This is a genomic window from Limnohabitans sp. (assembly GCF_036804465.1).
GTDB lineage: Bacteria > Pseudomonadota > Gammaproteobacteria > Burkholderiales > Burkholderiaceae_C > Limnohabitans.
This window is the reverse complement of sequence record NZ_DAIRSK010000005.1, coordinates 37,492-63,706: the sequence shown is the minus strand read 5'-3', so window position 1 is coordinate 63,706 and position 26,215 is coordinate 37,492. Positions and strand designations below refer to the sequence as shown.

23 protein-coding genes are annotated in these 26,215 nt (G+C 55.6%); 9 read left to right on the top strand and 14 right to left on the bottom strand.

The genetic code is table 11. The features are described 5' to 3' along the window. Positions 1-57 precede the first annotated feature (57 nt). Positions 58-975, top strand: coding sequence for a hypothetical protein (locus V7Q41_RS03755; RefSeq protein ID WP_333843143.1), 918 nt, complete (start codon positions 58-60; stop codon positions 973-975). On the opposite strand, the gene V7Q41_RS03750 is transcribed toward V7Q41_RS03755, so the two are convergent. The 5 genes from V7Q41_RS03750 to aceE form a co-directional block, all read right to left on the bottom strand. Further along, positions 941-3,166 (bottom strand): PhoX family protein, encoded by a 2,226-nt coding sequence (locus V7Q41_RS03750; protein ID WP_333842974.1) that lies wholly within the window; start codon positions 3,164-3,166, stop codon positions 941-943. The two genes, V7Q41_RS03755 and V7Q41_RS03750, sit on opposite strands and share 35 nt — an antisense overlap. After that, positions 3,100-3,849 (bottom strand): hypothetical protein, encoded by a 750-nt coding sequence (locus V7Q41_RS03745; RefSeq protein WP_333842971.1) that lies wholly within the window; start codon positions 3,847-3,849, stop codon positions 3,100-3,102. Before V7Q41_RS03745 ends, V7Q41_RS03750 begins: the two co-directional genes overlap by 67 nt. 331 nt (positions 3,850-4,180) lie before the next feature. After that, a complete protein-coding gene (gene lpdA / locus V7Q41_RS03740; RefSeq protein WP_333842969.1) occupies positions 4,181-6,004 on the bottom strand; it encodes a dihydrolipoyl dehydrogenase in 1,824 nt (607 codons plus the stop codon). Positions 6,005-6,098: 94 nt separating this feature from the next. Continuing rightward, a complete protein-coding gene (gene aceF / locus V7Q41_RS03735; protein ID WP_333842966.1) occupies positions 6,099-7,802 on the bottom strand; it encodes a dihydrolipoyllysine-residue acetyltransferase in 1,704 nt (567 codons plus the stop codon). 100 nt (positions 7,803-7,902) lie between these two features. Continuing rightward, positions 7,903-10,602 (bottom strand): pyruvate dehydrogenase (acetyl-transferring), homodimeric type, encoded by a 2,700-nt coding sequence (aceE, locus tag V7Q41_RS03730; RefSeq protein ID WP_333842963.1) that lies wholly within the window; start codon positions 10,600-10,602, stop codon positions 7,903-7,905. Between the two features lie 149 nt (positions 10,603-10,751). Here aceE and V7Q41_RS03725 point away from each other — a divergent pair, with 149 nt between their 5' ends. The 4 genes from V7Q41_RS03725 (at position 10,752) to V7Q41_RS03710 (ending at position 17,010) form a co-directional block, all read left to right on the top strand. Further along, positions 10,752-13,259: a PAS domain-containing sensor histidine kinase gene (locus V7Q41_RS03725; protein WP_333842961.1), complete on the top strand. Its 2,508-nt coding sequence runs from the start codon at positions 10,752-10,754 to the stop codon at positions 13,257-13,259. 14 nt (positions 13,260-13,273) lie between these two features. Then, positions 13,274-13,900 (top strand): response regulator transcription factor, encoded by a 627-nt coding sequence (locus V7Q41_RS03720; RefSeq protein WP_333842958.1) that lies wholly within the window; start codon positions 13,274-13,276, stop codon positions 13,898-13,900. A 101-nt stretch (positions 13,901-14,001) separates the two neighbouring features. Beyond that, positions 14,002-14,862 (top strand): bifunctional methylenetetrahydrofolate dehydrogenase/methenyltetrahydrofolate cyclohydrolase FolD, encoded by an 861-nt coding sequence (gene folD, locus V7Q41_RS03715; RefSeq protein ID WP_333842956.1) that lies wholly within the window; start codon positions 14,002-14,004, stop codon positions 14,860-14,862. A 48-nt stretch (positions 14,863-14,910) separates the two neighbouring features. Next, positions 14,911-17,010, top strand: coding sequence for a M3 family metallopeptidase (locus V7Q41_RS03710; protein ID WP_333842954.1), 2,100 nt, complete (start codon positions 14,911-14,913; stop codon positions 17,008-17,010). A gap of 41 nt (positions 17,011-17,051) precedes the next feature. Here V7Q41_RS03710 and rpiA read toward each other — a convergent pair whose 3' ends face one another. Continuing rightward, positions 17,052-17,750 carry a ribose-5-phosphate isomerase RpiA gene (gene rpiA / locus V7Q41_RS03705; RefSeq protein WP_333842951.1) on the bottom strand — a complete coding sequence of 233 codons (699 nt, stop codon included), beginning with the start codon at positions 17,748-17,750 and terminating at the stop codon, positions 17,052-17,054. 43 nt (positions 17,751-17,793) lie between these two features. Here rpiA and V7Q41_RS03700 point away from each other — a divergent pair, with 43 nt between their 5' ends. After that, complete coding sequence (locus tag V7Q41_RS03700; RefSeq protein WP_333842949.1) at positions 17,794-18,906, top strand: quinone-dependent dihydroorotate dehydrogenase; 1,113 nt, start codon at positions 17,794-17,796, stop codon at positions 18,904-18,906. 35 nt (positions 18,907-18,941) lie between these two features. On the opposite strand, the gene V7Q41_RS03695 is transcribed toward V7Q41_RS03700, so the two are convergent. From V7Q41_RS03695 to V7Q41_RS03680, 4 genes are all read right to left on the bottom strand, one after another. Continuing rightward, positions 18,942-19,436, bottom strand: a complete 495-nt coding sequence (locus V7Q41_RS03695) for a C40 family peptidase (protein ID WP_333842946.1) — start codon at positions 19,434-19,436, stop codon at positions 18,942-18,944. Positions 19,437-19,509: 73 nt separating this feature from the next. After that, positions 19,510-20,061: a phasin family protein gene (locus tag V7Q41_RS03690; protein WP_333842944.1), complete on the bottom strand. Its 552-nt coding sequence runs from the start codon at positions 20,059-20,061 to the stop codon at positions 19,510-19,512. Positions 20,062-20,093: 32 nt separating this feature from the next. Then, a complete protein-coding gene (locus tag V7Q41_RS03685) occupies positions 20,094-20,252 on the bottom strand; it encodes a hypothetical protein (RefSeq protein ID WP_333842942.1) in 159 nt (52 codons plus the stop codon). Next, positions 20,230-20,886 (bottom strand): phospholipase D family nuclease, encoded by a 657-nt coding sequence (locus V7Q41_RS03680; RefSeq protein WP_333842939.1) that lies wholly within the window; start codon positions 20,884-20,886, stop codon positions 20,230-20,232. Before V7Q41_RS03680 ends, V7Q41_RS03685 begins: the two co-directional genes overlap by 23 nt. Between V7Q41_RS03680 and V7Q41_RS03675 the strand changes: the two genes are divergently transcribed. Continuing rightward, positions 20,866-22,095, top strand: coding sequence for an MFS transporter (locus V7Q41_RS03675; protein WP_333842937.1), 1,230 nt, complete (start codon positions 20,866-20,868; stop codon positions 22,093-22,095). The genes V7Q41_RS03680 and V7Q41_RS03675 overlap by 21 nt on opposite strands. Before the next feature lie 10 nt (positions 22,096-22,105). Then, a complete protein-coding gene (locus tag V7Q41_RS03670) occupies positions 22,106-23,017 on the top strand; it encodes a 3'-5' exonuclease (protein ID WP_333842935.1) in 912 nt (303 codons plus the stop codon). 71 nt (positions 23,018-23,088) lie between these two features. Here the strand turns inward: V7Q41_RS03670 and V7Q41_RS03665 are convergent, their stop codons facing one another. The 4 genes from V7Q41_RS03665 to V7Q41_RS03650 all read right to left on the bottom strand — a co-directional run bounded on the left by V7Q41_RS03665 (position 23,089) and on the right by V7Q41_RS03650 (position 25,695). Further along, entirely contained in the window at positions 23,089-23,520 is a 432-nt protein-coding gene (locus V7Q41_RS03665; protein ID WP_333842932.1) for a hypothetical protein, read from the bottom strand. 64 nt (positions 23,521-23,584) lie between these two features. Beyond that, the gene (locus V7Q41_RS03660; RefSeq protein ID WP_333842931.1) at positions 23,585-23,965 is read right to left on the bottom strand and encodes an MAPEG family protein; all 381 of its coding nucleotides are present in this window, start codon (positions 23,963-23,965) and stop codon (positions 23,585-23,587) included. Continuing rightward, positions 23,962-24,342: a hypothetical protein gene (locus V7Q41_RS03655; RefSeq protein WP_333842928.1), complete on the bottom strand. Its 381-nt coding sequence runs from the start codon at positions 24,340-24,342 to the stop codon at positions 23,962-23,964. The genes V7Q41_RS03660 and V7Q41_RS03655 overlap by 4 nt, the downstream gene beginning before the upstream one ends. A 36-nt stretch (positions 24,343-24,378) precedes the next feature. Beyond that, positions 24,379-25,695: an amidase gene (locus tag V7Q41_RS03650; RefSeq protein ID WP_333842926.1), complete on the bottom strand. Its 1,317-nt coding sequence runs from the start codon at positions 25,693-25,695 to the stop codon at positions 24,379-24,381. A 68-nt stretch (positions 25,696-25,763) separates the two neighbouring features. Between V7Q41_RS03650 and V7Q41_RS03645 the strand changes: the two genes are divergently transcribed. Then, positions 25,764-26,177, top strand: a complete 414-nt coding sequence (locus V7Q41_RS03645) for a thiol-disulfide oxidoreductase DCC family protein (protein ID WP_333842924.1) — start codon at positions 25,764-25,766, stop codon at positions 26,175-26,177. Positions 26,178-26,215: the final 38 nt, after the last annotated feature.

Below are 26,215 nucleotides of genomic sequence, written 5' to 3'. Positions count from 1 at the left end.
AAATTGGGGGGGTCTTGGGTTCGATGTTCGAGCCCAACCTCAACCCAATTTTTCAATATGTTCGACCCCGCGGACCCAAACGCTAGCCAACCATTTGAGCTCTCCACCTCGGTGCTGAACTTTGCCAACGCCCAGTGGCGCGTTCGCAGGCCACGTCCGTTTGTGTTGGTCATTGAAGGCGAAGTGGGCCACGAAGGTGCAGAGCCCAGCGACTACTTACATCACACATTACTTTCGCCCGAATGGCGTGAAGCCTTTTACGAGCTGGTTGATGCCACGGGGCTGGTGGTGTGTCTGAACTCGCACACAGATCACCCCAGCTACCGCGACGTGCGTGGGCGCTCTAGCAAAGGGCGCCTCAGCCAAGGCGAGTACTACCACCACGACGGTTGCACAGGCCCTGTCAAGCCGCGCTTGGTAGAAATTCGCTGCCCCATTCAGCCGCAAACACGCGGCGTGGCTACCGCCGTGGCGCCGCACCGAGATGTGGTGAAAGCCATGGTGCAAGTGCTGCCCGCCGAGTTGGCAAGCGCAACTGCATTGGCTGGGCAAGACATGAGCCCCACCACCATTCACCAGATGGACGATGAATCGCTTGAGCGCTTACAAGGCCAGATCACCCGCACCGTGCGCAAAAAGCTCGACGCGGAAGGCGCACGCAGCTACTTTCGGCAAGTAGATGCCGCGGCCAACGCCTACTTTGAGCCATGGGCTTTGGGCGAGAGCCGCTTCATTGCCAACGCCAACAGCCGGCTAACCATGCAACACCGCCGCGCCTACCAAGCCCCACACACCGGCGGCGTGGCCAATGGCCACTTGGTCAAGCGCTGGACCCATGAAGAGCTGCTGCTCCCGGGTCAGGTGGTAGACCACGCTTTGATTGCGGCGCTGTGCAGCGAAGAAGGGGATGAGGACGGCTGTGCTCAACCCTCAATTAGCGTTACAAACCAATCACACCACCATCTTGTCGGGTGATCACGATCGTGGCCGAGCGAGGACGACCCTTGGGACCATAGCCCTGGTTGCCAGGCCACATGCTTTGAGGCTCACTGCCGCTGGCCAAAGGCTTGGACAACTCGCCGGGGTGCTGAATGTTGACAAACAAAGTGCGGCCATCGGCGGTTTCCGTGACACCCGTGACCTCTGAGCCCTTGGGAGCCACCAAAAAGCGGCGCAGTTTGGCTTCACCCAAAGCGGCGCCCACAAAGGTTTCTTGGGTCCCCGTTTGCTCAACACCCCCCACCGACATTTTGTTTTTGACGGTGACTTTGCCGCCGTCGCCAACCTGGCCTGGAATGGCCGCCAACATCATGCAGTTGGTTTCGTCGGTCATGGCACTGTCGTCGGTCTGGATCCAACAAATACCCGTGGCCTTGCTGAACCACATGCCATCGGGGGAAGAGAACGCGTTTTTAGACGTGAGTCCAGACAGGTTGGCATCGCCTGAGTCTTCTTCCGCGCCAAACAAGAAAATGTCCCACGCAAAGGCCTTGGCAGTCGACTTGTTGTCTGTCTCTTTGAAGCGGATGATGTGACCATTGGGATTGCCCATGGCTTTGTTGCCATCCATATCCATATAGGCGCGGGGGTTGGCCGCGTCCACTTTGGTGGGCGTGCGATTGATGGCGTTGTTGTTGGTGAGCGCAAAATAAATTTCACCATTGCGGTAGTTCACTGCACCCCACTCCGGGCGATCCATTTTGGTGGCACCCACCGCATCCGCCGCCAGACGAGGGTTGACCAAGACATCGCCTTGGTTCGCAAATTTATAACCCGCGAAGTTGGCAATGCGTGTATCGGCAATAGTCAACTCCAGCCATTCGCCTTGGCCAGTCGCATCAAAACGCGCCACATACAACTTGCCTTCGCTCAAGTACTTGTCCCCAGCCGTCATGCCGCCCCCCACATCACGCGGATCCCACACCGCCGTGCTGACGAACTTGTAGATGTATTCGTTGCGCGAGTCGCAGCCCATGTAAAAAGCCAAGGGCTCGCCCGCTTTGGGGATGCCGCAAACGGCAGCTTCGTGAGCAAAACGTCCCATGGCCACACGCTTGGCGGGTGTGGAGGATGGTGACAGTGGGTCGATCTCGAAGTTATAGCCAAAGGTGTTGGCTTCGTTGCGGAAATCTCTTTCTGCATTGGCGCCCACAGCGGCTAAATTCCAACGGGCAAAGCGGTCATCGGTGGTTGAGACCGTGTGCCAGCCTTGGCTGATGGCTTTTTGCACACCTGCAGCGGGTGCTGCGGCCGCAACGCCGTAGCGACGGCGTGCCGTCACGTCTTTGGCCGGCAACGCCGCACCAGCGCCAGTGGTCTGGAAGTAAAAAGCCCAGTTCTCCTCGCAACCCAAGTAGGTGCCCCAAGGGGTCTTGCCGTGACCGCAATTGTTCAAAGTGCCGCGTGACATGGCGCCAGCCGTGTCCCAACGGGTCACCATGAAGCTGCGAATGTTGTCAATCTCAGCGCGTGGACCGCTGATGCGGGCTGGCGTTTGAGGGGTGAAACGGCGGTTCAAAGGCGAATCTGGCTTGATGCGCCAGCCCTGTGGGGTTTTGACAATTTCCACCACTGAAATGCCGTGGTGATTGATTTCTTTGAGCACTTCCAACTCGGGCCGTGTGCCCAAATCCCAAGCGCCAAATTGGTCAAATTTCTTACCGCTCACGCCGTTGGAGGTTTGGCCATTGGGGTGCATGAAGTGGGCATCGGCCGAACTTTCGTGGTTCACACACAGCACTGCGCGGCCAGTTTCTTTTTCGGTGTAGCGTCCATTGGCATCGATGTAGTACAACTCCATGCCGTCGTGGTGATCGCCAATGCGACGCGACCAGTCGTCAGACTCGATGCCTTGATTGGAATAAGCAGGCAGGGTCGCATCGAGCGCATCGCCCGTGGCATGCAGCACCGTGTATTGATAGCCGGGCGGCAATATCACGTTGTCCAAAAGACTTTTGTCCACCGACGGGAAACCGAGGGCCGATGGCGCAGCCCCCATGCCTGACAACAGGCTGGCACAGCCGGGCAACATGGTCAAACCGGCCAGTCCCAAGCCACCGCGCAGCAAACTACGACGCGCGGGGTTTTGCAAAGATTGACTCAGAATATCTTGGAAATGGGGGTTGTGTGAGGGGTTGTGGTCGGTATCTTGGTCGTGGGCTGACATGGTGGACTCCTTGTATGTGTAACCATTTGATTCGCCAATTGTGACGAATTGATGTCTCCATGCGGGCACCAATGGGGACCGTTTATCCCACCACCTTTGCCACCGCCCTTCATCGTTGGTGCATAAATGAACCATTGTTCTTTTTGTTCTAATATCTTATAAGGTAGTTGATATTTTTCAGCTAACTTTTTAATTGCTTGTTCTTCCGCCAAATCTCTTTGCTTTGCTAGTTGAATGGCAACCTTATCTTCATCCGATATGACTGGCTCTACAAAGTTTGTGTTCTGATCTACGTCGGTCTTTTTAGTTACCTGAATATCAGAATTCTGAATATTAGTCTGAACTTGTGAGAAAAATTTAGCAGCCTCTCCACAGGCGCCATACTGCAAAAACAAAGAATGAACTTGTTCGATATTCTTCTTGACATCTTGCCCTGTTTTTAGTTGCATCACAAAACCATTTGCCAACATTTGCAAGGCTGGCAAAAAATTAGGTTTTACTTCTTCCGGCAAACCATAATCACCAAAATAATTTTGATACAGCCAATTAGCATTGGTATAGTCCTCAAAAGTCCCTGCTGCAACTTTGTCAGAGTATTCAACCTTAGATCCTGGAGAGCCGCCACTACATGCAGAGATTAGGATGGTGGACGAAACGATAAGAAGGATGGCGTTGATATTCATGACTTCTCCTTGAGTTATGCCATCCATGTTGGATCGGCTAAAATGATGTAATACTTTATTATTTTCTTTTTTATTTTTTCTAATTACACTTAAAAAATTTTTAACATTTACTATTAGCCTGAAAGCTATTTAAAGCGCCCTTTCGGCCTTTAGTAACGGAGTAACAGGCTGCTTTTCGTCTTTTACCGACCCGCCGGCTTTGGGTCTGCGCATTCAATTCGGTGAATACGCCGCTTAATCACCGTATGTAATGCGGCTGTTAACAGACTTTCGCAACAAAAAAGCCCAGACAGTTTCCTGTCTGGGCTTTTTGCTTGGCAACGCGAAGCGTTTACTTCTTCGTCGGCGGCAAGTCCGTGCAACTGCCATGCGCGACCTCGGCCGCCATGCCGATGCTCTCGCCCAGCGTGGGGTGCGGGTGAATCGTCTTGCCGATGTCCACCGCGTCCGCGCCCATCTCGATCGCCAAAGCGACTTCGCCAATCAGGTCGCCCGCGTTGGGGCCCACAATGCCGCCGCCCAAAATCTTGCCGTGGCCGTGGGCCTCATCGGAGTCATCAAACAAGAGCTTGGTAAAGCCCTCGGTGCGGCCGTTGGCGGTGGCGCGGCCAGAGGCAGCCCAGGGGAAGAGGCCTTTTTTGACTTTGATGCCTTGGGCTTTGGCTTCGGTCTCGGTCAGGCCCACCCAAGCGATTTCGGGGTCGGTGTAGGCCACGCTAGGAATGACACGCGCATTGAAGGCGCTGGCGGCCAGTTCTTTGTTGCCTTGCAATTCACCGGCAATCACCTCGGCCGCCACATGCCCCTCGTGCACCGCTTTGTGCGCGAGCATGGGTTGACCCACGATGTCGCCAATCGCAAAAATGTGCGGCACGTTGGTGCGCATCTGAATGTCGACGTTGATGAAGCCCCGGTTCGTCACGGCCACGCCCGCTTTGTCAGCAGCGATTTTTTTGCCATTGGGCGTGCGGCCCACGGCCTGCAAGACCAGGTCATAAGTGCCTTCGCTTTTGGTGCCGTCCAAGCCTTCAAACTGGACCTTGATGCCCTCAGGCGTGGCCTGGGCGCCCACGGTTTTGGTTTTGAGCATGATCTTGTCAAAACGCTTGGCATTCATTTTTTCCCACACCTTGACCAGGTCGCGGTCGGCGCCTTGCATCAGGCCGTCCATCATCTCGACGACGTCCAAGCGTGCCCCCAAACTGCTGTAGACCGTGCCCATTTCGAGGCCGATGATGCCGCCGCCGACGATGAGCATTTTTTGGGGCACGCTGGCCAGGGCCAGAGCACCGGTGGAGTCCACCACGCGGGGATCTTGGGGCATGAAAGGCAAGCGCACCGACTGACTGCCTGCAGCAATGATGCAGCTCTTGAAGCTCACCACTTTGGAGGTACCGGTTTTTTCTTGCGCCGGACCTGCTGTTTCTTCCACTTGCATGTGATGAGCACCCACAAAGCTGCCATAGCCGCGAAGCACAGTGACCTTGCGCATCTTGGCCATGCTGCCCACGCCACCCACCAGCTTGCCGACCACCTTGTCTTTGTGGGCGCGGAGCTTGTCAATGTTGAGCTCTGGCGCGCCAAAGCTCACGCCCAAGTCGGCCATGTGGCTCACCTCGTCCATCACCGCTGCCACATGCAGCAAGGCCTTGGAAGGGATGCAGCCCACGTTCAGACAGACGCCGCCCAGATCGGCATAGCGCTCGACCATGACCACCTTGAGGCCCAAGTCGGCCGCACGAAAAGCCGCCGAATACCCGCCAGGGCCAGAGCCCAAGACCAACACATCGCATTCGAGCTCGGCGGTGCCAGCAAAAGAAACGGCCCCTGGAGCGGTTGCCGCCATGACAGGCTTGGCCGCTGGCGCAGCATCAGAGACAGAAGGCGCCAAAGATGGTGACGCTGCTGAGCCTGTGCTCTCGCCCTCGAGGACCAACACCACCGAACCTTGCTTGACCTTGTCGCCCAACTTGATCTTCAACTCTTTCACCACGCCCGCGTGTGACGATGGGATTTCCATCGACGCTTTGTCGGACTCCACGGTGATCAGTGATTGCTCAGCTTTGACGGTGTCGCCCACTTTGACCAGCAACTCAATCACGGCCACTTCGTCGAAGTCGCCGATGTCTGGAACTTGGATATCAATCATTGCCATGAATAGGCCTCCTGCCGAGCCGCCTCAAAGGAGGCATGCACCCCCTCGGGGGGCAACGAACGAATGTGAGTGTGGGGGCTCATAAGTTCCATCCTTAAAGAAGTACGCGACGCAAGTCGCCGAGGATTTGACCGAGGTACGCATTGAAGCGTGCCGCTGCAGCGCCGTCGATGACGCGGTGATCCCATGTCAAGCTCAAAGGCAACATCAAACGTGGCACAAACTCTTTGCCGTTCCACACGGGTTCCATGCTGCTCTTACACACACCGAGGATGGCCACTTCGGGCGCATTGATGATGGGCGTGAAGTACTTGCCACCAATGCCCCCGAGGCTCGAGATGGTGAAAGTGGCTCCTGTCATTTCGGCGGGGCCGAGTTTGCCTTCTCGCGCCTTTTTGGCCAGCTCTGACATCTCGGCGCTGATTTGCAGCACGCCTTTTTTGTCGCAATCGCGGATGACAGGCACCATCAAACCGTTGGGCGTGTCAGCCGCAAAGCCGATGTGCCAGTAGTTTTTGTAGACCAGTGCATCGCCGTCGAGCGAGCTGTTGAACTCTGGGTATTTCTTGAGCGCAGCCACGCAGGCCTTGATCAAGAAGGCCAGCATGGTCACCTTGACACCGCTCTTCTCGTTCTCCTTGTTGGTCGACACACGGAAGGCTTCGAGGTCGGTGATGTCGCAGTCGTCGTGGTTGGTGACGGCAGGAATCATGATGGCGTTGCGGAGCAAGTTGGCACCGCTGATCTTCTTGATGCGGCTCATTTCTTTGCGCTCGATGGGGCCGAACTTGGCAAAGTCCACCTTCGGCCATGGGATGAGGCCCAAGCCTGCACCGCCGTCGCTGGCAGATGCGCCGCCCTTGGCAACTTGCGCCTTGGTTTGTGTCGCGCCCGACATGACGGATTTGGTGAAGGTTTGCACGTCGTCTTGCGTGATGCGGCCTTTGATGCCAGAGCCCTTGAGTTCTTCCAGCGGCACACCGAGTTCGCGCGCGAACTTGCGCACAGAGGGTGATGCGTGTGGCAAACCCAAGGTGGGTGCGCCAGGTGCATGCGCGGGTGCTGCCACGGCTGCAACCGCAGCAACTGCTGCAGATGCAGCAACAGCGGCAGGCGAGCTAAGCGCTGCTGACGCAGAGGCTGCAACAGCTGCCACTGCAGAGGCGCTAGCTGCCACAGGCGCAACGGCGGCAGACACGGTGCCTTCCAAAATAGCGAGCAAGTCACCGATGTTGACGGTGTCGCCCACTTTGACCTTGAGCTCTTTGAGCACGCCCGCGTGAGACGATGGAATTTCCATCGACGCTTTGTCAGACTCCACCGTGATGAGCGATTGCTCTACCTTGATGCTGTCGCCAGGCTTCACAAACACTTCGATGACGGCCACGTTTTTGAAGTCGCCAATGTCTGGCACATGAATGTCGATAGGGCCAGATGCGGCGGCTGCAAGAGGGGCTGCAAGAGGGGCCGAAGTTGCAACGGGTGCTGGCGCAGCGGAGGGTGCTGGCGCAGCAGAGGCTACAGCAGCAGCTGCGGGTGCGGCGGCTGCAGGGGCAGCACCAGTGGCTTCCACCACCAACACCACAGAGCCTTGTTTGACCTTGTCGCCCAAATTCACGCGCAGCTCTTTCACCACACCCGCGGTGCTCGATGGAATTTCCATCGAGGCTTTGTCTGATTCGACGGTGATGAGGGACTGTTCCGTTTTGACGGTGTCGCCCACTTTGACCAGCAACTCAATGACTGCGACTTCGTCGAAATCCCCGATGTCTGGTACTTTTACTTCTATTAATGCCATGGTTATGCCTCCTGCCGAGCCGCCTCAAAGGAGGCATGCGCCCCCTTGGGGGGCAACGAATGAATATGAGTGTGGGGCTTCATTGATAACTCCCGAATATTTATGCGTACAGCGGGTTGATCTTGTCAGCCTTGATGCCGTACTTTTTGATGGCTTCAGCCACTTGTGCCACTGGCACGGTGCCTTCTTCGCTGAGGGCTTTGAGGGCTGCCACCACGATGTAGTGACGGTTGACTTCAAAGTGCTCACGCAACTTGCTGCGGAAGTCTGAGCGACCAAAACCGTCGGTGCCCAACACTTTGTAGGTGCGGCCTTTGGGGATGAATGGACGAATCTGCTCGGCATACGCCTTCATGTAGTCGGTCGATGCCACCACAGGACCCACATAGGGGTCCAACTGTTCAGTCACAAAAGACACCTGCGGTTTGTCGGTGGGGTGCAACAAGTTGTAGCGCTCAGCGTCTTGGCCGTCACGCGTGAGTTCATTAAAGCTTGGGCAGCTCCAGACGTTGGCAGCCACGCCCCAATCGGCCGCGAGCAAATCGCGTGCAGCGATGGACTCGCGCAAGATGGTGCCCGAGCCCAACAAGTTCACGCGGGGTGCAGTTTTCTTGCCTTCGCCTTGTTGCAGCAAGTACATGCCTTTGATGATTTGCGCTTCGGTGCCCGCCTTGAGGCCAGGCATGGCGTAGTTTTCATTCAACAAGGTGATGTAGTAGAAAACATTCTCTTGTCTTTCCACCATGCGCTTCAAACCGTGGTGCAAGATGACGCCGACTTCGTGGGCGAAGGTAGGGTCATAAGACACGCAGTTAGGAATGGTGTTGGCCATGATGTGGCTGTGGCCGTCCTCGTGTTGCAAGCCTTCGCCATTCAAGGTGGTGCGCCCCGAGGTGCCGCCCAACAAGAAGCCACGCGCTTGCATGTCGCCAGCAGCCCATGCCAAGTCGCCCACACGCTGAAAGCCAAACATCGAGTAGTACACATAAAACGGGACCATGATCCGATTCGAGGTGCTGTAGCTGGTCGCCGCGGCAATCCAGCTCGACATACCGCCCGCTTCGTTGATGCCTTCTTGCAAGATTTGTCCAGCGACGTCTTCCTTGTAGTACATCACTTGGTCTTTATCCACCGGTGTGTATTGCTGACCCGCTGGGTTGTAAATACCGATTTGACGGAACAAGCCTTCCATACCAAAGGTACGGGCCTCGTCTACCAAAATTGGCACCACGCGGGGGCCCAAGGCCTGGTCACGCAAGAGCTGCGTGAGAAAACGCACATAAGCTTGGGTGGTGGAGATTTCACGGCCTTCGGCAGTGGGCTCCATCACCGCTTTGAACGTGTCGATGTTGGGCACGGTGAAGTGTTCATCTGCTTTGACGCGACGATGGGGCAAATAGCCACCCAAGGCTTTGCGACGCTCATGCAAATAACGCATTTCAGGCGTGTCGTCGGCTGGCTTGTAGAAAGGGATTTGTGACAGTTCGCTGTCTGGGATTGGGATATTGAAACGATCACGCATGTACTTGATGTCGTCATCCGTCAGCTTCTTGGTTTGGTGAACCGTGTTTTTGCCCTCGCCGGCTTTGCCCATGCCAAAACCTTTGACGGTTTTGATGAGCAACACTGTGGGTTGGTTTTTGTGGTTGACAGCGGCTTGGTAAGCCGCATACACCTTTTGTGGGTCGTGGCCCCCACGTTTCAAGTTCCAAATGTCGTCGTCGCTCAGGTGTGCCACCATCTCCAGGGTGCGCGGGTCGCGGCCAAAGAAATGTTTGCGCACATAAGCGCCATCATTGGCTTTGAAGGCTTGGTAGTCGCCGTCCAAGGTGTCCATCATGATCTTGCGCAAAGCACCTTCTTTGTCGCGGGCCAAGAGCTTGTCCCACTCACTGCCCCACAACAGTTTGATGACGTTCCAGCCTGAGCCGCGGAATTCGCCCTCAAGCTCTTGCACGATCTTGCCGTTGCCGCGCACAGGACCGTCCAATCGCTGCAAGTTGCAATTGACCACGAAGATCAAGTTGTCTAGGTTTTCACGGGCAGCCAAACCAATGGCACCCAGTGATTCGACTTCGTCCATCTCGCCGTCGCCACAAAAAACCCACACTTTTCGGTTTTCGGTATTCGCAATGCCGCGTGCGTGCAAGTACTTCAAAAATCGTGCTTGGTAAATCGCCATCAAAGGCCCAAGGCCCATCGAGACGGTCGGAAACTGCCAAAACTCCGGCATGAGTTTGGGGTGAGGATAGCTGGACAAGCCATTGCCATCCACCTCTTGACGAAAGTTGAGCAACTGCTCCTCAGTCAAGCGACCCTCTAAATATGCGCGGGCATAGACACCCGGTGACACGTGACCTTGGATGTAGAGACAGTCTCCACCATGGTTTTCGTTTTCGGCATGCCAGAAGTGGTTAAAGCCAGCCCCAAACATATGTGCTAGCGAAGCGAAAGAGCCGATGTGGCCGCCCAAGTCGCCGCCATCTGCGGGGTTGTGGCGATTGGCTTTGACCACCATCGCCATCGCGTTCCAACGCATGTAAGCACGCAGACGTTCTTCGATTTCGATGTTGCCCGGGCAGTGAGCTTCTTGGTCGGGCTCGATGGTGTTCACGTAGCCCGTGGTCGCCGAAAACGGCATGTCAATGCTGCTCTCGCGGGCATGTTCAAGTAATTGCTCTAACAAGAAGTGCGCACGCTCTGGTCCTTGCGCATTGATGACGGCGGACAACGCGTCCATCCATTCACGCGTTTCTTGGCTGTCCACGTCAATGCGCAGATCGTTCGGTTGTGCTGACATGTTTGTCTCCTCGTTGCACTGTTATCAATCGAATCTCTGAAGTTTCGCACAATTTTTCAATATTTCAAATAGCGGTCATCTATTTCTCATTATGAAATTTTGTAATTACAAAACAGCGGTCTTGGTGAGCGGGCATAAACTCTCTAGACATGTCACATTCATCTTCTGCCACATTCAACAAACACATCGCTGCGAAATGGCGCAGCTGGTGGGCCCAGCAGACCCCGAATCGCCAAGACCGTTTTGCCTTTATGGCCCCGCTGGCAGCTGTGATTTTGTTCATGGCAGCCATCACCTCAGCATTTTGGTACCTGCGCTACGAAGAGCTCGACCGTGAGCAAGAAGAGATGAGTCGCGATGTGGAATACGCGCAACAGCGTATTCGCCTGCGCTTGTTAGACAAACAAGAGCAAGTCATGCGCTTGGCCCACGACATCACAGATGGTGACACCAATAAAAAAACCTTCAATACCGAGGCCAAAGCACTCCTTATTCAAAGCCTTGAAATAGCCAGCCTGACATGGGTGGACCCCATGCTGCGTGTGAAGGCAACCTACACCAGTCCCAGCACCAACACCTCGCTGGCATTGGCACCCGGCCAAACCATTGCACATTCAGAAACCATGCACACGTTTCAACTGGCGCGTGAATTGCAGCAATCGGTGTATTCACACCCTGTTTTAGAAAAGAGCCCGTCCAAACCTGCCTATGCCTTTTTACAACTGCATGTGCCGCTGTACAACCGGGGCAAATTTGAAGGGGTGATCATTGCTGAATACACCATGGAAGGCCTGTTGCGCTATGCAGTGCCTTCAGAGGTATCGCAGCGTTACGCCGTCTCGTTTCGAGACGCCAGCAACCTGGTGTTGGCGGGTCAAGCCAGTACAACCAAACCCAGAGTGACGGAGGTTTTGCCTTGGTTGTTCAGAACCAATGAATACAAAGTCCCCATCACCCCCCTGGGCGATGACTTGGCTTTGCACGCGCAAGGCTATCGCACCTCCTCAGGCTTGGTAGGGAACGGCGTTTTTTGGTTGGTGGTGGCACTGAGCGCCATCACAGCTTGGATGCTGATTGGCACATGGAAACACACGAAAAGACGCGTCCAAGCGCAACAAGCCTTGATCGCCGAGACCAACTTTCGCCGCGCCATGGAAAACTCCATCCTCACGGGCATGCGCGCGATGGATCTCAAGGGTCGCATCACCTATGTCAACGCGGCCTTTTGCCAAATGACCGGCTGGACAGAGGACGAGCTGGTCGGCCGCTTGCCTCCCTTTCCCTACTGGCCTGAGGAAGACCTCGAGACCTTAGAACAAAAACTCGCACAAGAGCTCAAAGGCGAGACCACCAGCAGCGGCTTTCAGGTGCGCGTCAAGCGTAAAGATGCAGAAGTATTTGATGCCCGTTTGTATGTGTCACCTTTGATCGATGCGCTCGGCCAACAAACCGGTTGGATGACGTCTATGACCGACATCACCGAGCCCAACCGCGTGCGGGAACAACTCTCTGCGGCCCACGACCGCTTCACCACTGTGCTGGAAGGCTTGGACGCCTCCGTGTCTGTGGCACCACTGGGCAGCAAAGAGCTTTTGTTTGCCAACAAGCTCTATCGCCAATGGTTTGCCAGCACCACGCAAGGTCACTTGAACTTGGTCACACAGGCAGGCCAACCACGCAACTTGCCCGAATCAGAGGCTGCCAGCGACGACGCCCAAGACCAAGACGATGCGTTGATGGGTTTGCCCACGGATGGCATCACCGAGACCCTGGCCGAGAACTCTGAAATTTTCCTACCTGAGTTGGGCAAGTGGCTTGAAGTCCGCTCGCGCTACTTGAACTGGGTGGATGGCCGTTTGGCACAAATGGTGATTGCCTCAGACATCACCGCGCGCCGCCAAGCGGAGGAACAGGCACGGGCACAAGCCGAACGCGCCCAGTCGGCCAGCCGCCTCATCACCATGGGGGAAATGGCGTCGAGCGTGGCCCACGAGCTCAACCAGCCCCTGACCGCCATCAACAACTACTGCAGCGGGATGGTGTCGCGCATCAAAGCCAACAACTTGAGCGAAGAAGAATTGCTCAAAGCGCTCGAAAAAACCGCGCATCAAGCACAGCGTGCGGGCCAAATCATTCAGCGCATCCGCAGCTTTGTCAAGCGCAGCGAACCCAACCGCAGCCCCTCCGACGTGAGCACTATGGTTGCAGAGGCTGTGGAATTAGCAGGCATTGAGATGCGTAGGCGTCAGGTTCGGCTCAGCCAAGTGGTGGCAGCGCGACTGCCAACCCTCCATGTCGACCCGATATTGATTGAGCAAGTGCTGGTGAATTTGATGCGTAACGCAGCCGAGTCCATTGACCTCGCTCACCGCCCCCTCACCCAGCGGGATGTCGAGCTGAAAGTGCTGCCCCGCAAAGAAGACGACCAAGAAGTGATTGAATTTTCCGTCACAGACTCAGGCCGAGGGTTGCCGCCCGAAGTGTTAGCGCATTTGTTTGAGGCCTTCTTCTCCACCAAGACAGAAGGCATGGGAATTGGACTGAATTTGTGTCGCTCGATTGTCGAATCTCACCAAGGCCGCATGAACGCTGAGAACCTCTACAATGCTGGAGAAATAACGGGCTGCCGCTTTTCCTTCTGGATACCGGTCCGCTAGGTTGGAGTGTTTAGATGAGCTTGATTCCCAAAAAAGGTACGGTCTACGTGGTGGACGACGACGAAGCCGTTCGCGATTCTTTGCAATGGTTGTTAGAAGGCAAGGACTACCGAGTTCGCTGCTTCGACTCCGCCGAGACCTTCCTCACCCGCTATGACTCACGCGAAGTGGCATGCTTGATTGTCGACATCCGAATGGGTGGCATGACTGGCCTGGAGTTGCAAGACCGATTGGTCGAACGCAAGTCTCCGCTTCCGATTGTGTTCATCACTGGCCACGGTGATGTGCCCATGGCGGTGGACACCATGAAAAAAGGGGCCATGGACTTCATCCAAAAACCTTTTGACGATGCTGCCTTGGTCAGCTTGGTCGAACGTATGTTGGCCCAAGCCACCACAGCGTTTGCCGAATCCCTTCAAGCGGCCAGTCGCGACGCGCTGATGTCCAAGCTCACCACCCGCGAAGCCCAAGTGCTTGAGCGTATCGTGGCAGGACGCTTGAACAAGCAAATTGCAGACGACTTGGGCATCAGCATCAAAACCGTGGAAGCGCATCGCGCCAACATCATGGAAAAGCTCAACGCAAACACCGTGGCCGATTTGCTGAAAACAGCACTCGGACAAAACGCACCCAAGACTTAAGGACATCGCGCGTCGCGCTTAACCCCTCGCCGCGCCGTCACCGCCACAACGCCCGTTCAATGCGGGCGTTTTCCATTCCATATTTCATCTGTACCCACACCATGACCGCTCAACTCATCGACGGAAACGCTCTTTCAAAGCAACTGCGCGCCCAAGTGGCGATAGACACGGCAGCGCTCAAAGCCCAAGGCCTCACGCCTGGCTTAGCGGTGGTGTTGGTGGGCGACAACCCAGCCAGCCAGGTGTATGTGCGCAACAAGGTCAAAGCATGCGAAGACGCTGGCCTGCACTCGGTGCTCGAAAAATACGAAGCCACCATGACTGAGTCCGAATTACTGGCCCGTGTTGAGGTGTTGAACAACGATGAGCGCATCCACGGCATCTTGGTGCAACTGCCCTTGCCTTCGCACATTGATCCACAAAAAGTGATTGAAGCCATCAGCCCCGCCAAAGACGTGGACGGCTTTCACATCGCCAGCGCTGGTGCTTTGATGACGGGCATGCCAGGGTTTTGGCCCTGCACACCTTATGGCTGCATGAAGATGCTGCAAAGCATAGGCTACGACCTCAAAGGCAAACACGCCGTGGTGATCGGTCGCAGCAACATTGTGGGCAAGCCAATGGCACTCATGCTGCTGCAAAAAAACGCCACCGTGACTGTGGCGCATTCGCACACACAACATCTCAAGGCACTGACGCTTCAAGCCGACGTGATCGTGGCGGCAGTTGGCAAACGACATGTGCTCACGGCGGACATGGTCAAGCCAGGCGCTGTGGTGCTAGACGTGGGCATGAACCGCAACGAGGAGGGCAAGCTGTGCGGTGACGTAGACTTTGACGGCGTGAAAGAAGTGGCTGGCTACATCACCCCTGTGCCGGGTGGGGTTGGACCGATGACCATCACAATGCTGCTGGTGAATACCTTGGAGTCGGCGCAACGAGCCTTGTCTGAAAAGCATTGAGTTTTTCCTTCGCTTGCATGGCGATCTTTCATTCTTTCAAATCCTTGTATGACAACCATCAATCCGCTTCTCGATTTCTCAAACTATCCGCTGTTTGACGCCATCAAGCCAGACCATATCGCGCCTGCACTTGACCATTTGTTGCCTGCGGCAGATGCGGCCTTAGAAAAAGTCACAGCGGTCGACTTTCCTGCCGATTGGAGAGCCATCTCAGCCGTGCTAGATGTGGCCATCGAAAAGCTCAGCCGCGCTTGGGGCGCTGTGGGTCACCTCCATTCAGTGGCCGACACGCCAGATCTGCGCGCCGCCTATACCGAAGCGCTGCCGCGAGTCACCGAGTTCTACACGCGCTTGGGTGCAGATGAACGCTTGTATGCCAAATACAAAGCGATCGCCGTGACCAGCCTGAGCGCCGAACAACAACACGCCCACACCTTGGCCATGCGAAACTTTGTGTTGTCTGGTGCAGAACTGGTCGGTGACGCCAAGGAACGCTTTGCCGCCATCCAAGAACGCCAGGCCGAGGTGAGTCAAAAGTTCAGCGAGAACGTGCTGGACGCCACCGACCAATGGTCGGCCATCGTCACCACCGAAGCGCTGGCTGGTGTGCCTGACGACTTGTTGCAAACCACGCGCGAAGCAGCCGAAAAAAATGGCGTGGTCAACCAAGACGCAACATCAAGCCATCAACTGAATTTGAAAATGCCGTGCTACCTGCCCATCATGCAGTTTGCGCACAGTGCGTCCCTGCGCGAAATGCTTTACCGCGCCTACACCACCCGCGCCTCTGACCAATCTGAGGCTGTGCAAAACGGCAAAACAGAGCAAGACAACACACCGTGGGTGAAAGAAATATTGGCTCTGCGCCAAGAGGAAGCACAGCTGTTGGGCTATGCAAACTATGCCGAGGTGTCGCTGGCCGCCAAGATGGCCCAGTCACCCGCCGAAGTGATGAGCTTTTTGCGTGACCTAGGCCAACGTGCCCGTCCCTACGCAGAAAAAGACGTGGCCGAAATGCGCGCTTTTGCCGCTGAGCACTTGAACATCCAAGACCCTCAGCCTTGGGACTGGCCCTACATTGGCGAGAAGCTCAAAGAAGCGCGCTACGCTTTCAGCGAGCAAGAAGTCAAGCCCTACTTCACGGCGCCAAAGGTGCTGGCGGGTTTGTTCAAGATTGTGGAGACCTTGTTTGAGGTGAGCATTCGTCGCGATGCTGCACCGGTGTGGCACCCTGCCGTAGAGTTTTACCGTATTGAGCGCCACACCGAAGCCACGCGTCAAAAGCACTTGCCGCCTGAATTGGTTGGCCAGTTCTACCTTGACCCCGGCGCTCGCGCAGGCAAGCGCGGTGGCGCATGGATGGACGATGTGCGCGCCCGCTGGTTGCGCCCAGACACCGACCTGTTGCAAACCCCCGTGGCGCACCTGGTGTGCAACTTCGCCGAAGGCGTGGGCGGCAAGCCACCACTGCTGACCCACGATGACGTGATCACCCTGTTCCACGAATGCGGCCACGGCTTGCACCACATGCTCACGCAAGTCAACGAACGGGATGTGTCTGGCATCAATGGGGTGGAGTGGGATGCGGTGGAATTGCCCAGCCAGTTCATGGAAAACTTCTGTTGGGAATGGGGCGTGCTGCGCCACATGACCGCGCATGTCGACACAGGCGAGCCACTGCCACGTGAGCTGTTCGACAAAATGTTGGCGGCCAAAAACTTCCAAAGCGGCTTGCAAACCCTGCGCCAAATTGAGTTTTCGCTGGTGGACATGCTGCTGCACTCCGACTGGAAAAAAGACCAAGACTTCATGCAAGTGTTGCGCGATGTGCGCGCCGAAGTGGCTGTGTTGCAAAGCCCCGCTTGGAGCCGCTCACTGCACACCTTCAGCCATATTTTTGCTGGCGGTTATGCGGCGGGCTACTACAGCTACAAATGGGCGGAGGTGCTGAGCGCCGATGCCTACGCCGCGTTTGAAGAAACCGTTGCTGCGGATGGTGAGCCCAGCATCGAGACCGGGCGCCGTTACCGCGAAACTATTTTGGAAGTCGGTGGCAGTCGACCTGCCATGGAATCGTTCAAAGCTTTTCGGGGTCGTGAGCCGCAGCTAGAGGCGTTGCTGCGGCATCAAGGCATGTCACAGGCTTGAATCCAGCCCGGCGCCCTGAAACAAAACCGCACAACGCCAAATCAAAATCTCAATATCTTCACACCGTCGGCGCTGCCCAGCAAACACACCTGCGCTTTTTGATGGGCGAACACGCCCACGGTCACCACACCCGGCCATTGGCTGACCTCGGTCTCGAACTGGAGTGGGTCATGGATAGTCAAACCCGTCACATCAACGATGTGTTGGCCGTTGTCTGTCACCAGCGCTTGGCCATCTTTTAAACGCACCTTGGCCATGCCGCCCATGGCAGCGAACTGGCGCATCACCCGTGCGGCGGCCATGGGAATGACTTCCACTGGCAACGGAAAAGCGCCCAAAACGTCTACCAACTTGCTTTCGTCAGCAATGCACACAAACATCTTGGACTGAGCGGCCACAATTTTTTCACGCGTCAATGCGGCGCCGCCTCCTTTGAGCATGTAGCCTTGGTGGTCGATTTCGTCTGCGCCGTCTATGTAGACCGACAGACTTTGCACGTCGGCGGCTTCAAAAACCTTGATTCCCAAAGCTTGCAAACGTTGCGTGGAGGCCACCGAGCTCGACACTGCCCCTTTGATCTGTTCTTTCATCGAGGCTAACGCGTCAATGAATTTGTTAACGGTCGAGCCTGTGCCCACCCCCACCACCTCACCTGGCAACACGAATTGCAGCGCAGCTTGGCCCACCAAAGTCTTTAATTCATCTTGCGTCAGGGGGTGGACGTTTTGTGGGGTGCTCATGGGCGAAAATCCAAGTTGTATTGACCAAAGTCTGAGATTATCCATGTCGTTGCTGCCCTACGCCCTCGCCCGCCCGTTTCTGTTTGCCTTAGATGCGGAGACCGCCCATGAGCACACTTTGGCTGTGCTGGCCAGCACGCAAAACACGCCGCTGGCTTGGGCCTACTGCCAAGAACGTGTTCATGACCCCGTGCAGTTGGCCGGTTTGACCTTCCCCAACCGCGTAGGTTTGGCCGCAGGCTTGGACAAGAACGCGCGCTGCATCGATGGCTTGGCCGCGATGGGTTTCGGGTTTATCGAAGTGGGCACGGTCACACCAAAAGGCCAACCTGGCAATGCCAAGCCACGCATGTTTCGCTTGCCCCAAGCCAATGCCTTGATCAACCGTCTGGGTTTTAACAACGATGGCTTAGATGCCTTCTTGGCGAACGTGAAGCTGGCGAAGTTCCGCAGCGCACAGGGGAAAAAAAGCTCGGACACACCCATGCTTTTGGGGCTGAACATTGGCAAAAATGCGGCGACGCCGATAGAGTCCGCAGCAACCGATTACCTCATTTGCCTTGACGGCGTCTACCCGCACGCCGACTATGTGACGGTCAACATATCCAGCCCCAACACCAAAAACCTGCGCGAGCTCCAAAGCGACGAGGCGCTGGATTCGCTGATCAGCACGCTCGCCAGACGGCGAAATGAATTGGCCCAGCAGCACAACAAACAGGTGCCTGTGTTCATCAAAATTGCACCCGATTTGGACCATGATCAAATTGGCGTGATTGCAGGCACCTTGAAGCGCCACTGCATGCATGCCACGAATCAACAAGGCACAGCTTGGTGGGGCGTGATAGCCACCAACACCACCATCTCCCGAGCCGCCGTCCAAGGTATGTCGCATGCCGAAGAAACAGGGGGTCTGTCTGGCGCTCCGGTTTTCGAGAAAAGCAATGAAGTCATTCGACAACTGCGTGCCGCCATGGGCCCCGACTTCCCCATCATCGGCGTGGGTGGTATTTTGAGTGGTTCAGATGCCGTGGCCAAAATCAAAGCGGGTGCCGATGTGGTGCAAATTTACACCGGCCTGATCTACAAAGGCCCCGCGCTCGTCAAAGAGGCCGCCCAGGCTATTCGCGATCATGTGCGAGTCATGCCACCCGCCTAACTTTGCATCGCGTCTAGCGCTAGGGAGCGCAAGTTTCAAACAAAGACCGTGCGATAGCCCTCAAAACGCTTGGACCAATAGCCATGGCTCAATCGCTCACTTTTGACCCCCGTTCGTTCGTTAGCGGCATGCACAAACTTGCCGTCGCCAATGTAGATGCCCACATGAGAGAACGACGGCCCAAGGGTGTTGAAAAACACCAAGTCTCCGGGGTGAGCCTCGTGGGCTTGCACCGCTTGACTGGCAGCGGCCAGTTGCGCTGCACTGCCTTTGAGCACAATCGCGGCCGATTCTTTGTAAACAAACGACACAAGCCCCGAACAATCAAAGCCTGTGTGAAGTTTTTTGCCACCGTAGGTGTAGCCGCGATCCAGCATGGCGATTGCTTGCATCACGATGTCTTGGCGTTTTCCGGGGTTGTTGGGGTAGCTCTTCGAGATCGGCGCATTGGACAAGGGTTTGCGCGACAGCGAAGAACACGCCACCAACAAAGGCGAGAAACAAAGACTCAAAAACAATCGCTTCTTCATGGCCCGCATCTTATTTCACAAGCGGGGCCCTCAAAGGGGCAGCAATTGGCGTTCAACCATCGAAAAACAAAAATCAACGCTTCTTTGGCGTCGGCTTGGTAGGCGTTGATTTCAACGCAGAATCAGTGATGTGTTTGTAATTGGTTTGCACGACTTCAGTCGCTTGCTTGACCGCCTTTTGGACAGAATCTAATGCGGTATTGCCTGCGGACAGGGCAGATTGAAAAGCGGCAATAGCCGCTTCGGATCCAGCAGGCGCATTTTTAGCAACGTTGTCCACCATGCCATGCAACATATTTTGCGCTTGCGCTACTTTGGATTCAACGTGATCTTGGAAATGTGAACTTGTGCCCGTGGCGATTTCAAACAAATGGCTGTTGTAAGCCACTGCCTTTTCAGCCAAGGTGTGAAACAAGCTAGCTTGCAAAGCCAACAATTCCTGAGTATCTTTCGCGCTCATAGAAGCGTGTGTTTGTTTTTGTGAATCAGCCAATGTGCTCTTCGCAGCCGTCAAGTTCAATTCAATGAGTTTTTCCACCCCAGAGAAAGCCTTGGTGGTTAAACCAACCAAGGTCTCTAGGTTGGCTTTGTTAGCGGCTGTTACTTGTTCTGTGGTCATGGTCATGTCAAATCTCCAAAATTTAAAAAAACAAATGGTCAAACTTCGATCAATCCTGCATGAGGCGTGCCCATGCTGCAATGCAGCATAGTTGGAATTTTAGAAAAAAATTTAACTTTGACAACCGTTTTTTTCGCCTGATTGATGCGTTCTTTCAAGCAAGCCAAATTCATATCAGCATTCAAACCTTTGCTCACGGCTATGCGCCCAATGATTTTGCCACTGCAATCGGTAGGTGTGTGCCAATTCTGGAGACTTCAAAACCAACAAATTCTCAGCATTGCGCGTCGCGGCCGAGTTGGTGAAATTAAAACTCCCTGTGATCACAATCGTCCGATCGACCACCATGACCTTGTTGTGTGCAATGACATGTTTGCCGTCGAAACGCAACGCCATATGGGCCTCGCTCAACAGACCAATGACATATTGGTTCAGCGTTTGGCTTTTTTGGTCCAGCAACACACATACCCGCACACCGCGCTGGTGAGCCCGCACCAGGGCCTGCGCGATGCCGTTATGGGTAAAACCGTAGGCTTGAACCAACACCTCGAGATCGCTTGCATCAATGACCTTCACAACAGCCGCAGCCACATCGGTATTCGGTGCGAAGTACACACCTAACACTTGGGCGCTTAAATCCACGTTATTTGCCTGGGCGCCAGCGGGAGCAACCACAAAAAAAACGCTGGAAATTAACCAAAACATAAAAAATTTCATAGCGGCGATACTAAACCGCAAAATGCAAGTTTCTTGACTTTTACTTAATGCTGGCAGGCTTTTCCCATGAGCAGCAGTTAAAGTGGGGCTGCTTTGAAAAACGATACCAACCACCCCCACACGGCCCCACACCGGCTATCGCCCTCCACGCAGCGGGCAATTTTTTTGTTATCTCTCGCCACGTTTTGCAGCATGGCAGTGCAGCGAATTTGTGACCCTATGCTGCCCGAGTTATCACGGGTTTTTAGCGCACCCATCAGCGAGGTCTCGAAGGTCATTTCATTCTTCGCAATTGCTTATGGCTTGATGCAGCTTTTTTATGGCCCCTTGGGCGATCGTTTCGGAAAATACCGTGTGGTCATGCTCGCCAGTCTGGGTTGCAGCGTGGCTTGCCTCTTATCTGGGTTGAGTGGCAATCTCGATGGGTTGGTGGCGGCGCGCGTCGCCACAGCGCTGGTCGCCGCGGCCATCATTCCACTCTCGCTGGCATGGGTGGGCGATACGGTGCATTACGAACAACGCCAAGAAACGCTGGCTCGCCTTGGCCTAGGCACCATGCTTGGCATCACCGCAGGGCAATTGTTTGGTGGATTGTTGACCGACACCTTGGGCTGGCGATGGGCATTTATGCTGATGGCCACGGCGTTTGCCAGCGTGAGTTTTTTGCTGTGGCAGCAACACAAGCACCTAGAGCCTGCGGCGCAACAGGCGCATGCGCCCTTGGGGTTTTTTAAGCAGCTCAAACAAGTGGCGTTCAACCCATGGGCGCGTACTTTTTTAAGCTTGGCCTTGATTGAAGGTGCCACCGTGTTTGGTGTGCTGGCCGTCACAGCTGCCCACTTGCACCAGGTCCACCATATTTCACTTACCTTAGCAGGCGGCACAACCGCATTGTTTGGGCTTGGCGGAATGGCCTACATGGCAACTGCAAAAAAAACAATACAACGTTTTGGTGAGGTTGGCTTGGCCCTGTATGGGGGTCTGAGTTTTGGCATCGCATTTGTCGTCGTTGCATTTTCGCCTTGGTGGCAACTGGCTTTGCCATCTTGTTTTGTGGCAGGTTTTGCTTTTGCGATGCTTCACAACACCATGCAAGCCAAAGCCACGCAATTGCTACCCACAGCTCGGGCGACTGGTGTCACATTGTTTGCTGGATTTATGTTTTTGGGACAGTCTTTGGGCGTCTTGGTATTGGCAGAATTGTTCAACCACGTGAGTTCCCAATATGTGTTGGGGGCAGATGCTTTGTTGGTCTGCGCTTTGGGTTTGTTTTTATCGCGTGCCATTGCCAAACGCAACGCCACACAAGCCGACCACGCTTAACATAGTGGCCATGAATCAAAACATCGAACAACTCGCACAACAGCTCGAACAGCACCCAGACTACCGCGTGCTTCGCCGCCTGCTCCCAGGCCGTGTGTTCAATACACCCGCTCCAGGCCAAAAGCTCAGCAAAGGCGTGGTGCTGGACACCGAGACAACGGGATTGGACGTCTCGACCGACCGAGTGATTGAGCTTGGCATGCTGGCCTTTGAATTCGATCACGTCACGGGTGTGGTCTACCGCGTCAGCGATGTGTTTGACGAGCTGGAAGATCCGGGCTTTGCCATCCCCCCCGCCACCATTGCCGTGCATCACATCACCGATGAGATGGTGAAAGGCCAACACATTGACGATGCGCGGGTGGCTGAATTTTTACAAAATGTGGATGTGGTCATTGCACACAATGCCGCGTTTGATCGTCCCTTTGTAGAAGCTCGCTGGCCCCTGTTTGAGGAACTCAACTGGGCTTGCAGCATCAAAGATATCGACTGGCGCGAGGAAGGCTTTGGCTCGGCCAAGTTGGAATACTTGCTCAGCACCCAAGGCTACTTTTACGACGCCCACCGCGCCGAAGCTGATTGCTGGGCGCTGCTAGAACTGCTCAACCAAGTCTTGCCTCAAAGCCAACAAACCGCCCTGCTCACTGTCCTGCTGACTTTGAATAAACCTCAGCAAAAGGTCTACGCCATCAACTCGCCATTTGAGACCAAAGACAAACTCAAGGCACGCAACTACCGCTGGTCCGCCGATTTGCGCTGCTGGAGCCGTGTGGTGGCCGGCGAGCCTGAGATGAAGCTAGAACTGGAGTGGCTCAAACACCATGTGTACGCAGGCCGCAGCGCACGCGTGGAGCTAGAAACCACTGGCGCCAAAGTCCGTTACTCGAACCGACTAGGACATAAAGAAGTGGTCACGCTCTAAATAACTTGGCTCAAGGCATGACACGCATGAGCCAGCACAACAAAAAGCCGGGCTCGCCCGGCTTTGATGATTTAGTAGTGGGTGGGTTGCCAAGGCACCAAGCAAGTGGCAACCTGGGGGTAGAACTGCTGCGCGCTTGGACAAAAATACGCCACACGGCTAGGAGGCGCGACATACGGTTGCACCACCACTTGCTGAGGCATGACATAGCTAGGTGAGCTGGCCGAATAAATCACGCTACCCACCAAGGCGGCACCCAGAATGGGCGCCACCCAATGTTGGCTAGAACCACGGTAGTGGTTGCGATAAGCATGACCGCCATAACCCCAGCGATGGCCACCATACCCATGCCCACCCTGATGCGCGCCGAAGTGTTGGCTCACGCCGTGGTTGCCATGCCAAACACCCCCCATATGGCCGCCATACCCACGTCCGTCTGCTTGCGCTGGCAAGGCCAAAGCGAAAGCCAATAGACAAGCTAACTGAGCAAACATGCGTTTCATAGCAAACTCACTTTGAAAAAAGGTAGCTCTTCAACGCGGCAACTCATCAATCGGATGACAGCCTTTACCAACCCAGGGCTGCGACGAACAAGCCGACCACGCTCAACAAGCCCACCAGCCAACAAACAGAGCGCAAATTAGCCTTGTCAGCCAAATAAGATGCGATGAAGGCCACACGCGCAACCACAAACGTCACAGCGTAAATATCAAGGCGTTGGGCCTCGACTTGGGCGAGGGTAGCCAAGATGACGCCTGCTGCAAAAAAAGCAAAGGCCTCAAAGCTGTTGGCCTGAGCCGCATTAGCCCGGGCACGAAAACCGGTTTGCTGCGCCAACCATTGGCGTGGGTTGTGGTTGTCATAATTTTGAAACCCCCATTTCGCCGCCGTAGCGCAGGCATAGGGCAACAAGCCCGCGATCAGCACACATAAAAAAGCTATGTTCATTGCATCACCACCATCCAAGGTGTGGGGCAGGTTTGCACCACGGGAAAGTATTGGCCTGAGTTACGGCAGAAATAAGCCTCAATGGACGCTTGCACGGGCTGGCCATTGACCCATTGCGTAGGTTGCGGACTGGTCATCACCACCGCAGGAGGGCTGGTGATGATGACAGTTGACGGCTGTACAGGACGTGACAAATAAATGGAGGTTCCAACGATCGCCGTGCCCACAAGTGCTGGGCCCCAAAAGGACTGACCACCCCCTCGGTAATATCCACCGCCATGCCCACGGTAGCCACTGTATGGCCCATGCGCCATCACAGAGCTGGCAGTCACTGCCAGCAATAGACTCAAAGTCAATGTGCGAAATTTAGAAGACATCAGCTGCTCTCTTTCTATCAATCCGTCTATTGTGGTCTAAGCATTCATCAAGTGCTCTAAGGATAAAGCCACCCGAGCCAAACGCATGTCCTGCCCGGCGAGGCCCGACACCATCAAGCCCACGGGTAAATCGCCCGCTTGGTGGCAAGGCAAGCTCCACGCGCAGCCGTTCAAATAGTTGATAGCCGAAGGGTTACGCAACAACAAACGGTTGACTTTGAAAAACAACTCATCGTCTTGACGCATGGGCGCCATCAGCGGAGCCACCAACGGCACAGTAGGGCTCAACATGGCATCAAAGCCTTGCAGCGTTTGCTGAGCAGCGGCGATCCAAGCGTTGCGGCGGTTGTGCAGCTCTAAATAGTCTTGGGCGCTGATACCTTTGCCCAACATCATGCGGGCCACCACACGCGGGTCAATTTGGCATGCACCGCGCTCTAGGCGGGCATGGTGTGCGGCATAGCCCTCGATGGGCGAAAAACCGCCAGGCATGCTGAGCGCGGCAATATCCCCCAAGGCATGAAAAGGAATGTCCACCACTTGTGCACCCGCCTCGCTGATGCGGCGCAAGGTGCGTGAAAACGCCTGTGCCACCGACACATCCACATCCTCCATCATCAAGGTTTGCGGCACGGCAAAGCGCAGGCCGCGCAACTCGGTGGCATCGGTGGGTAAGGGCTGCTGGGACAGCACCGCGTCCACCGCCAAACACGCCCTCACCGAGCGGGTGATGCTGCCCAACGTGTCCAGGCTGCGCGAGAGCTCCATCACGCCCGTGCAGGGAATACGCGCTTGCGTGCTTTTGTAGCCCACCAAACCGCAAAGCGCAGCGGGAATCCGAATCGAGCCACCGGTGTCAGTGCCAATGCCCACCTCGGCCAACCCCAAAGCCACCGACACCCCTGCGCCAGAAGAAGAGCCACCCGGCACGCGAGCGATGAAGGGGTCAGCAGGGTTGGCAGGCGTGCCATGGTGTGGATTGATGCCTACGCCTGAGAACGCAAACTCGCTCATATTGGTTTTGCCTAGAACCACCGCACCAGCCTGCCGCAAGCGTTGCAGCACAAGCGCATCGTGCGGCGCAGGCGCTTCGCCTAAGCACACCCGGCCGCCTGCCATGGTGGTCTCGCCCGCCACGTCGATGTTGTCTTTGATCGTGATGCACACACCATGCAGCGCGCCAAGGCTGCGGCCTGCTTGCATCTGTGCATCGCAGTGCTGCGCTGTGGCGCGCGCGGCATCGCCATAGAGCTGAGTGAACACATGCTGTGCGGCTGCGCTGGCTGCGCCTTCTAACGCGAGAGCCACGCGATGGGTGGGGGTCGTGTGTGTATCAAAACAGGCTTGGGTCATGCGTTGAATTCTGCACGATTACCCTTTGTCCCGCACCGCACCTGACAGGCGTGCTAGCCTTCGTCTCTATGCCATCTCTGACTGCCCCCGCTGCACCCGAACTCACGCTCTACTACGACGGCCAGTGCCCGCTGTGCGTAGCTGAGATAGATTTTTTGCAAAGCCGCAATGCACAAGGCCAGTTGGCTTTTGTGGATGTCACCCAAAAGGGTTTCGAAGCAGCGGGCCACAACATCTCGTGCGACGCTGCCATGGCTCAGATCCATGGCCGCACCGCCGACGGCCAAGTGCTGGTGGGTGTTCCTGTGTTTGCCAACGCCTATCGTTTGGCCAAACTGCCTGTTTTGGCATGGCTTTTGTCGCGCCAATGGCTCATGCCATTGCTGCAGCCTGCCTATGTGCTGTTTGCCAAACACCGCCAAGCCATCTCCAAACGCATTGGGCCCAGCGTTTTGAAGTTTTCTAAGCGGTTTTTGAGTTGAATTTTGAGGTTTTTGAGGGCTGCTTGTCAGAACGGTTG

Coding starts and splice junctions, on each gene's coding strand:
- V7Q41_RS03660 (WP_333842931.1), bottom strand. CDS start 23,965: ATGAACATAGCTTTTTTATGTGTGCTGATCGCGGGCTTGTTGCCCTAT.
- V7Q41_RS03665 (WP_333842932.1), bottom strand. CDS start 23,520: ATGAAACGCATGTTTGCTCAGTTAGCTTGTCTATTGGCTTTCGCTTTG.
- aceE (WP_333842963.1), bottom strand. CDS start 10,602: ATGTCAGCACAACCGAACGATCTGCGCATTGACGTGGACAGCCAAGAA.
- V7Q41_RS03745 (WP_333842971.1), bottom strand. CDS start 3,849: ATGAATATCAACGCCATCCTTCTTATCGTTTCGTCCACCATCCTAATC.
- lpdA (WP_333842969.1), bottom strand. CDS start 6,004: ATGGCAATGATTGATATCCAAGTTCCAGACATCGGCGACTTCGACGAA.
- V7Q41_RS03655 (WP_333842928.1), bottom strand. CDS start 24,342: ATGTCTTCTAAATTTCGCACATTGACTTTGAGTCTATTGCTGGCAGTG.
- V7Q41_RS03725 (WP_333842961.1), top strand. CDS start 10,752: ATGTCACATTCATCTTCTGCCACATTCAACAAACACATCGCTGCGAAA.
- V7Q41_RS03710 (WP_333842954.1), top strand. CDS start 14,911: ATGACAACCATCAATCCGCTTCTCGATTTCTCAAACTATCCGCTGTTT.
- V7Q41_RS03645 (WP_333842924.1), top strand. CDS start 25,764: ATGCCATCTCTGACTGCCCCCGCTGCACCCGAACTCACGCTCTACTAC.
- V7Q41_RS03700 (WP_333842949.1), top strand. CDS start 17,794: ATGTCGTTGCTGCCCTACGCCCTCGCCCGCCCGTTTCTGTTTGCCTTA.
- V7Q41_RS03750 (WP_333842974.1), bottom strand. CDS start 3,166: ATGTCAGCCCACGACCAAGATACCGACCACAACCCCTCACACAACCCC.
- V7Q41_RS03695 (WP_333842946.1), bottom strand. CDS start 19,436: ATGAAGAAGCGATTGTTTTTGAGTCTTTGTTTCTCGCCTTTGTTGGTG.
- V7Q41_RS03650 (WP_333842926.1), bottom strand. CDS start 25,695: ATGACCCAAGCCTGTTTTGATACACACACGACCCCCACCCATCGCGTG.
- V7Q41_RS03720 (WP_333842958.1), top strand. CDS start 13,274: ATGAGCTTGATTCCCAAAAAAGGTACGGTCTACGTGGTGGACGACGAC.
- folD (WP_333842956.1), top strand. CDS start 14,002: ATGACCGCTCAACTCATCGACGGAAACGCTCTTTCAAAGCAACTGCGC.
- V7Q41_RS03755 (WP_333843143.1), top strand. CDS start 58: ATGTTCGACCCCGCGGACCCAAACGCTAGCCAACCATTTGAGCTCTCC.
- V7Q41_RS03690 (WP_333842944.1), bottom strand. CDS start 20,061: ATGACCATGACCACAGAACAAGTAACAGCCGCTAACAAAGCCAACCTA.
- aceF (WP_333842966.1), bottom strand. CDS start 7,802: ATGGCATTAATAGAAGTAAAAGTACCAGACATCGGGGATTTCGACGAA.
- rpiA (WP_333842951.1), bottom strand. CDS start 17,750: ATGAGCACCCCACAAAACGTCCACCCCCTGACGCAAGATGAATTAAAG.
- V7Q41_RS03670 (WP_333842935.1), top strand. CDS start 22,106: ATGAATCAAAACATCGAACAACTCGCACAACAGCTCGAACAGCACCCA.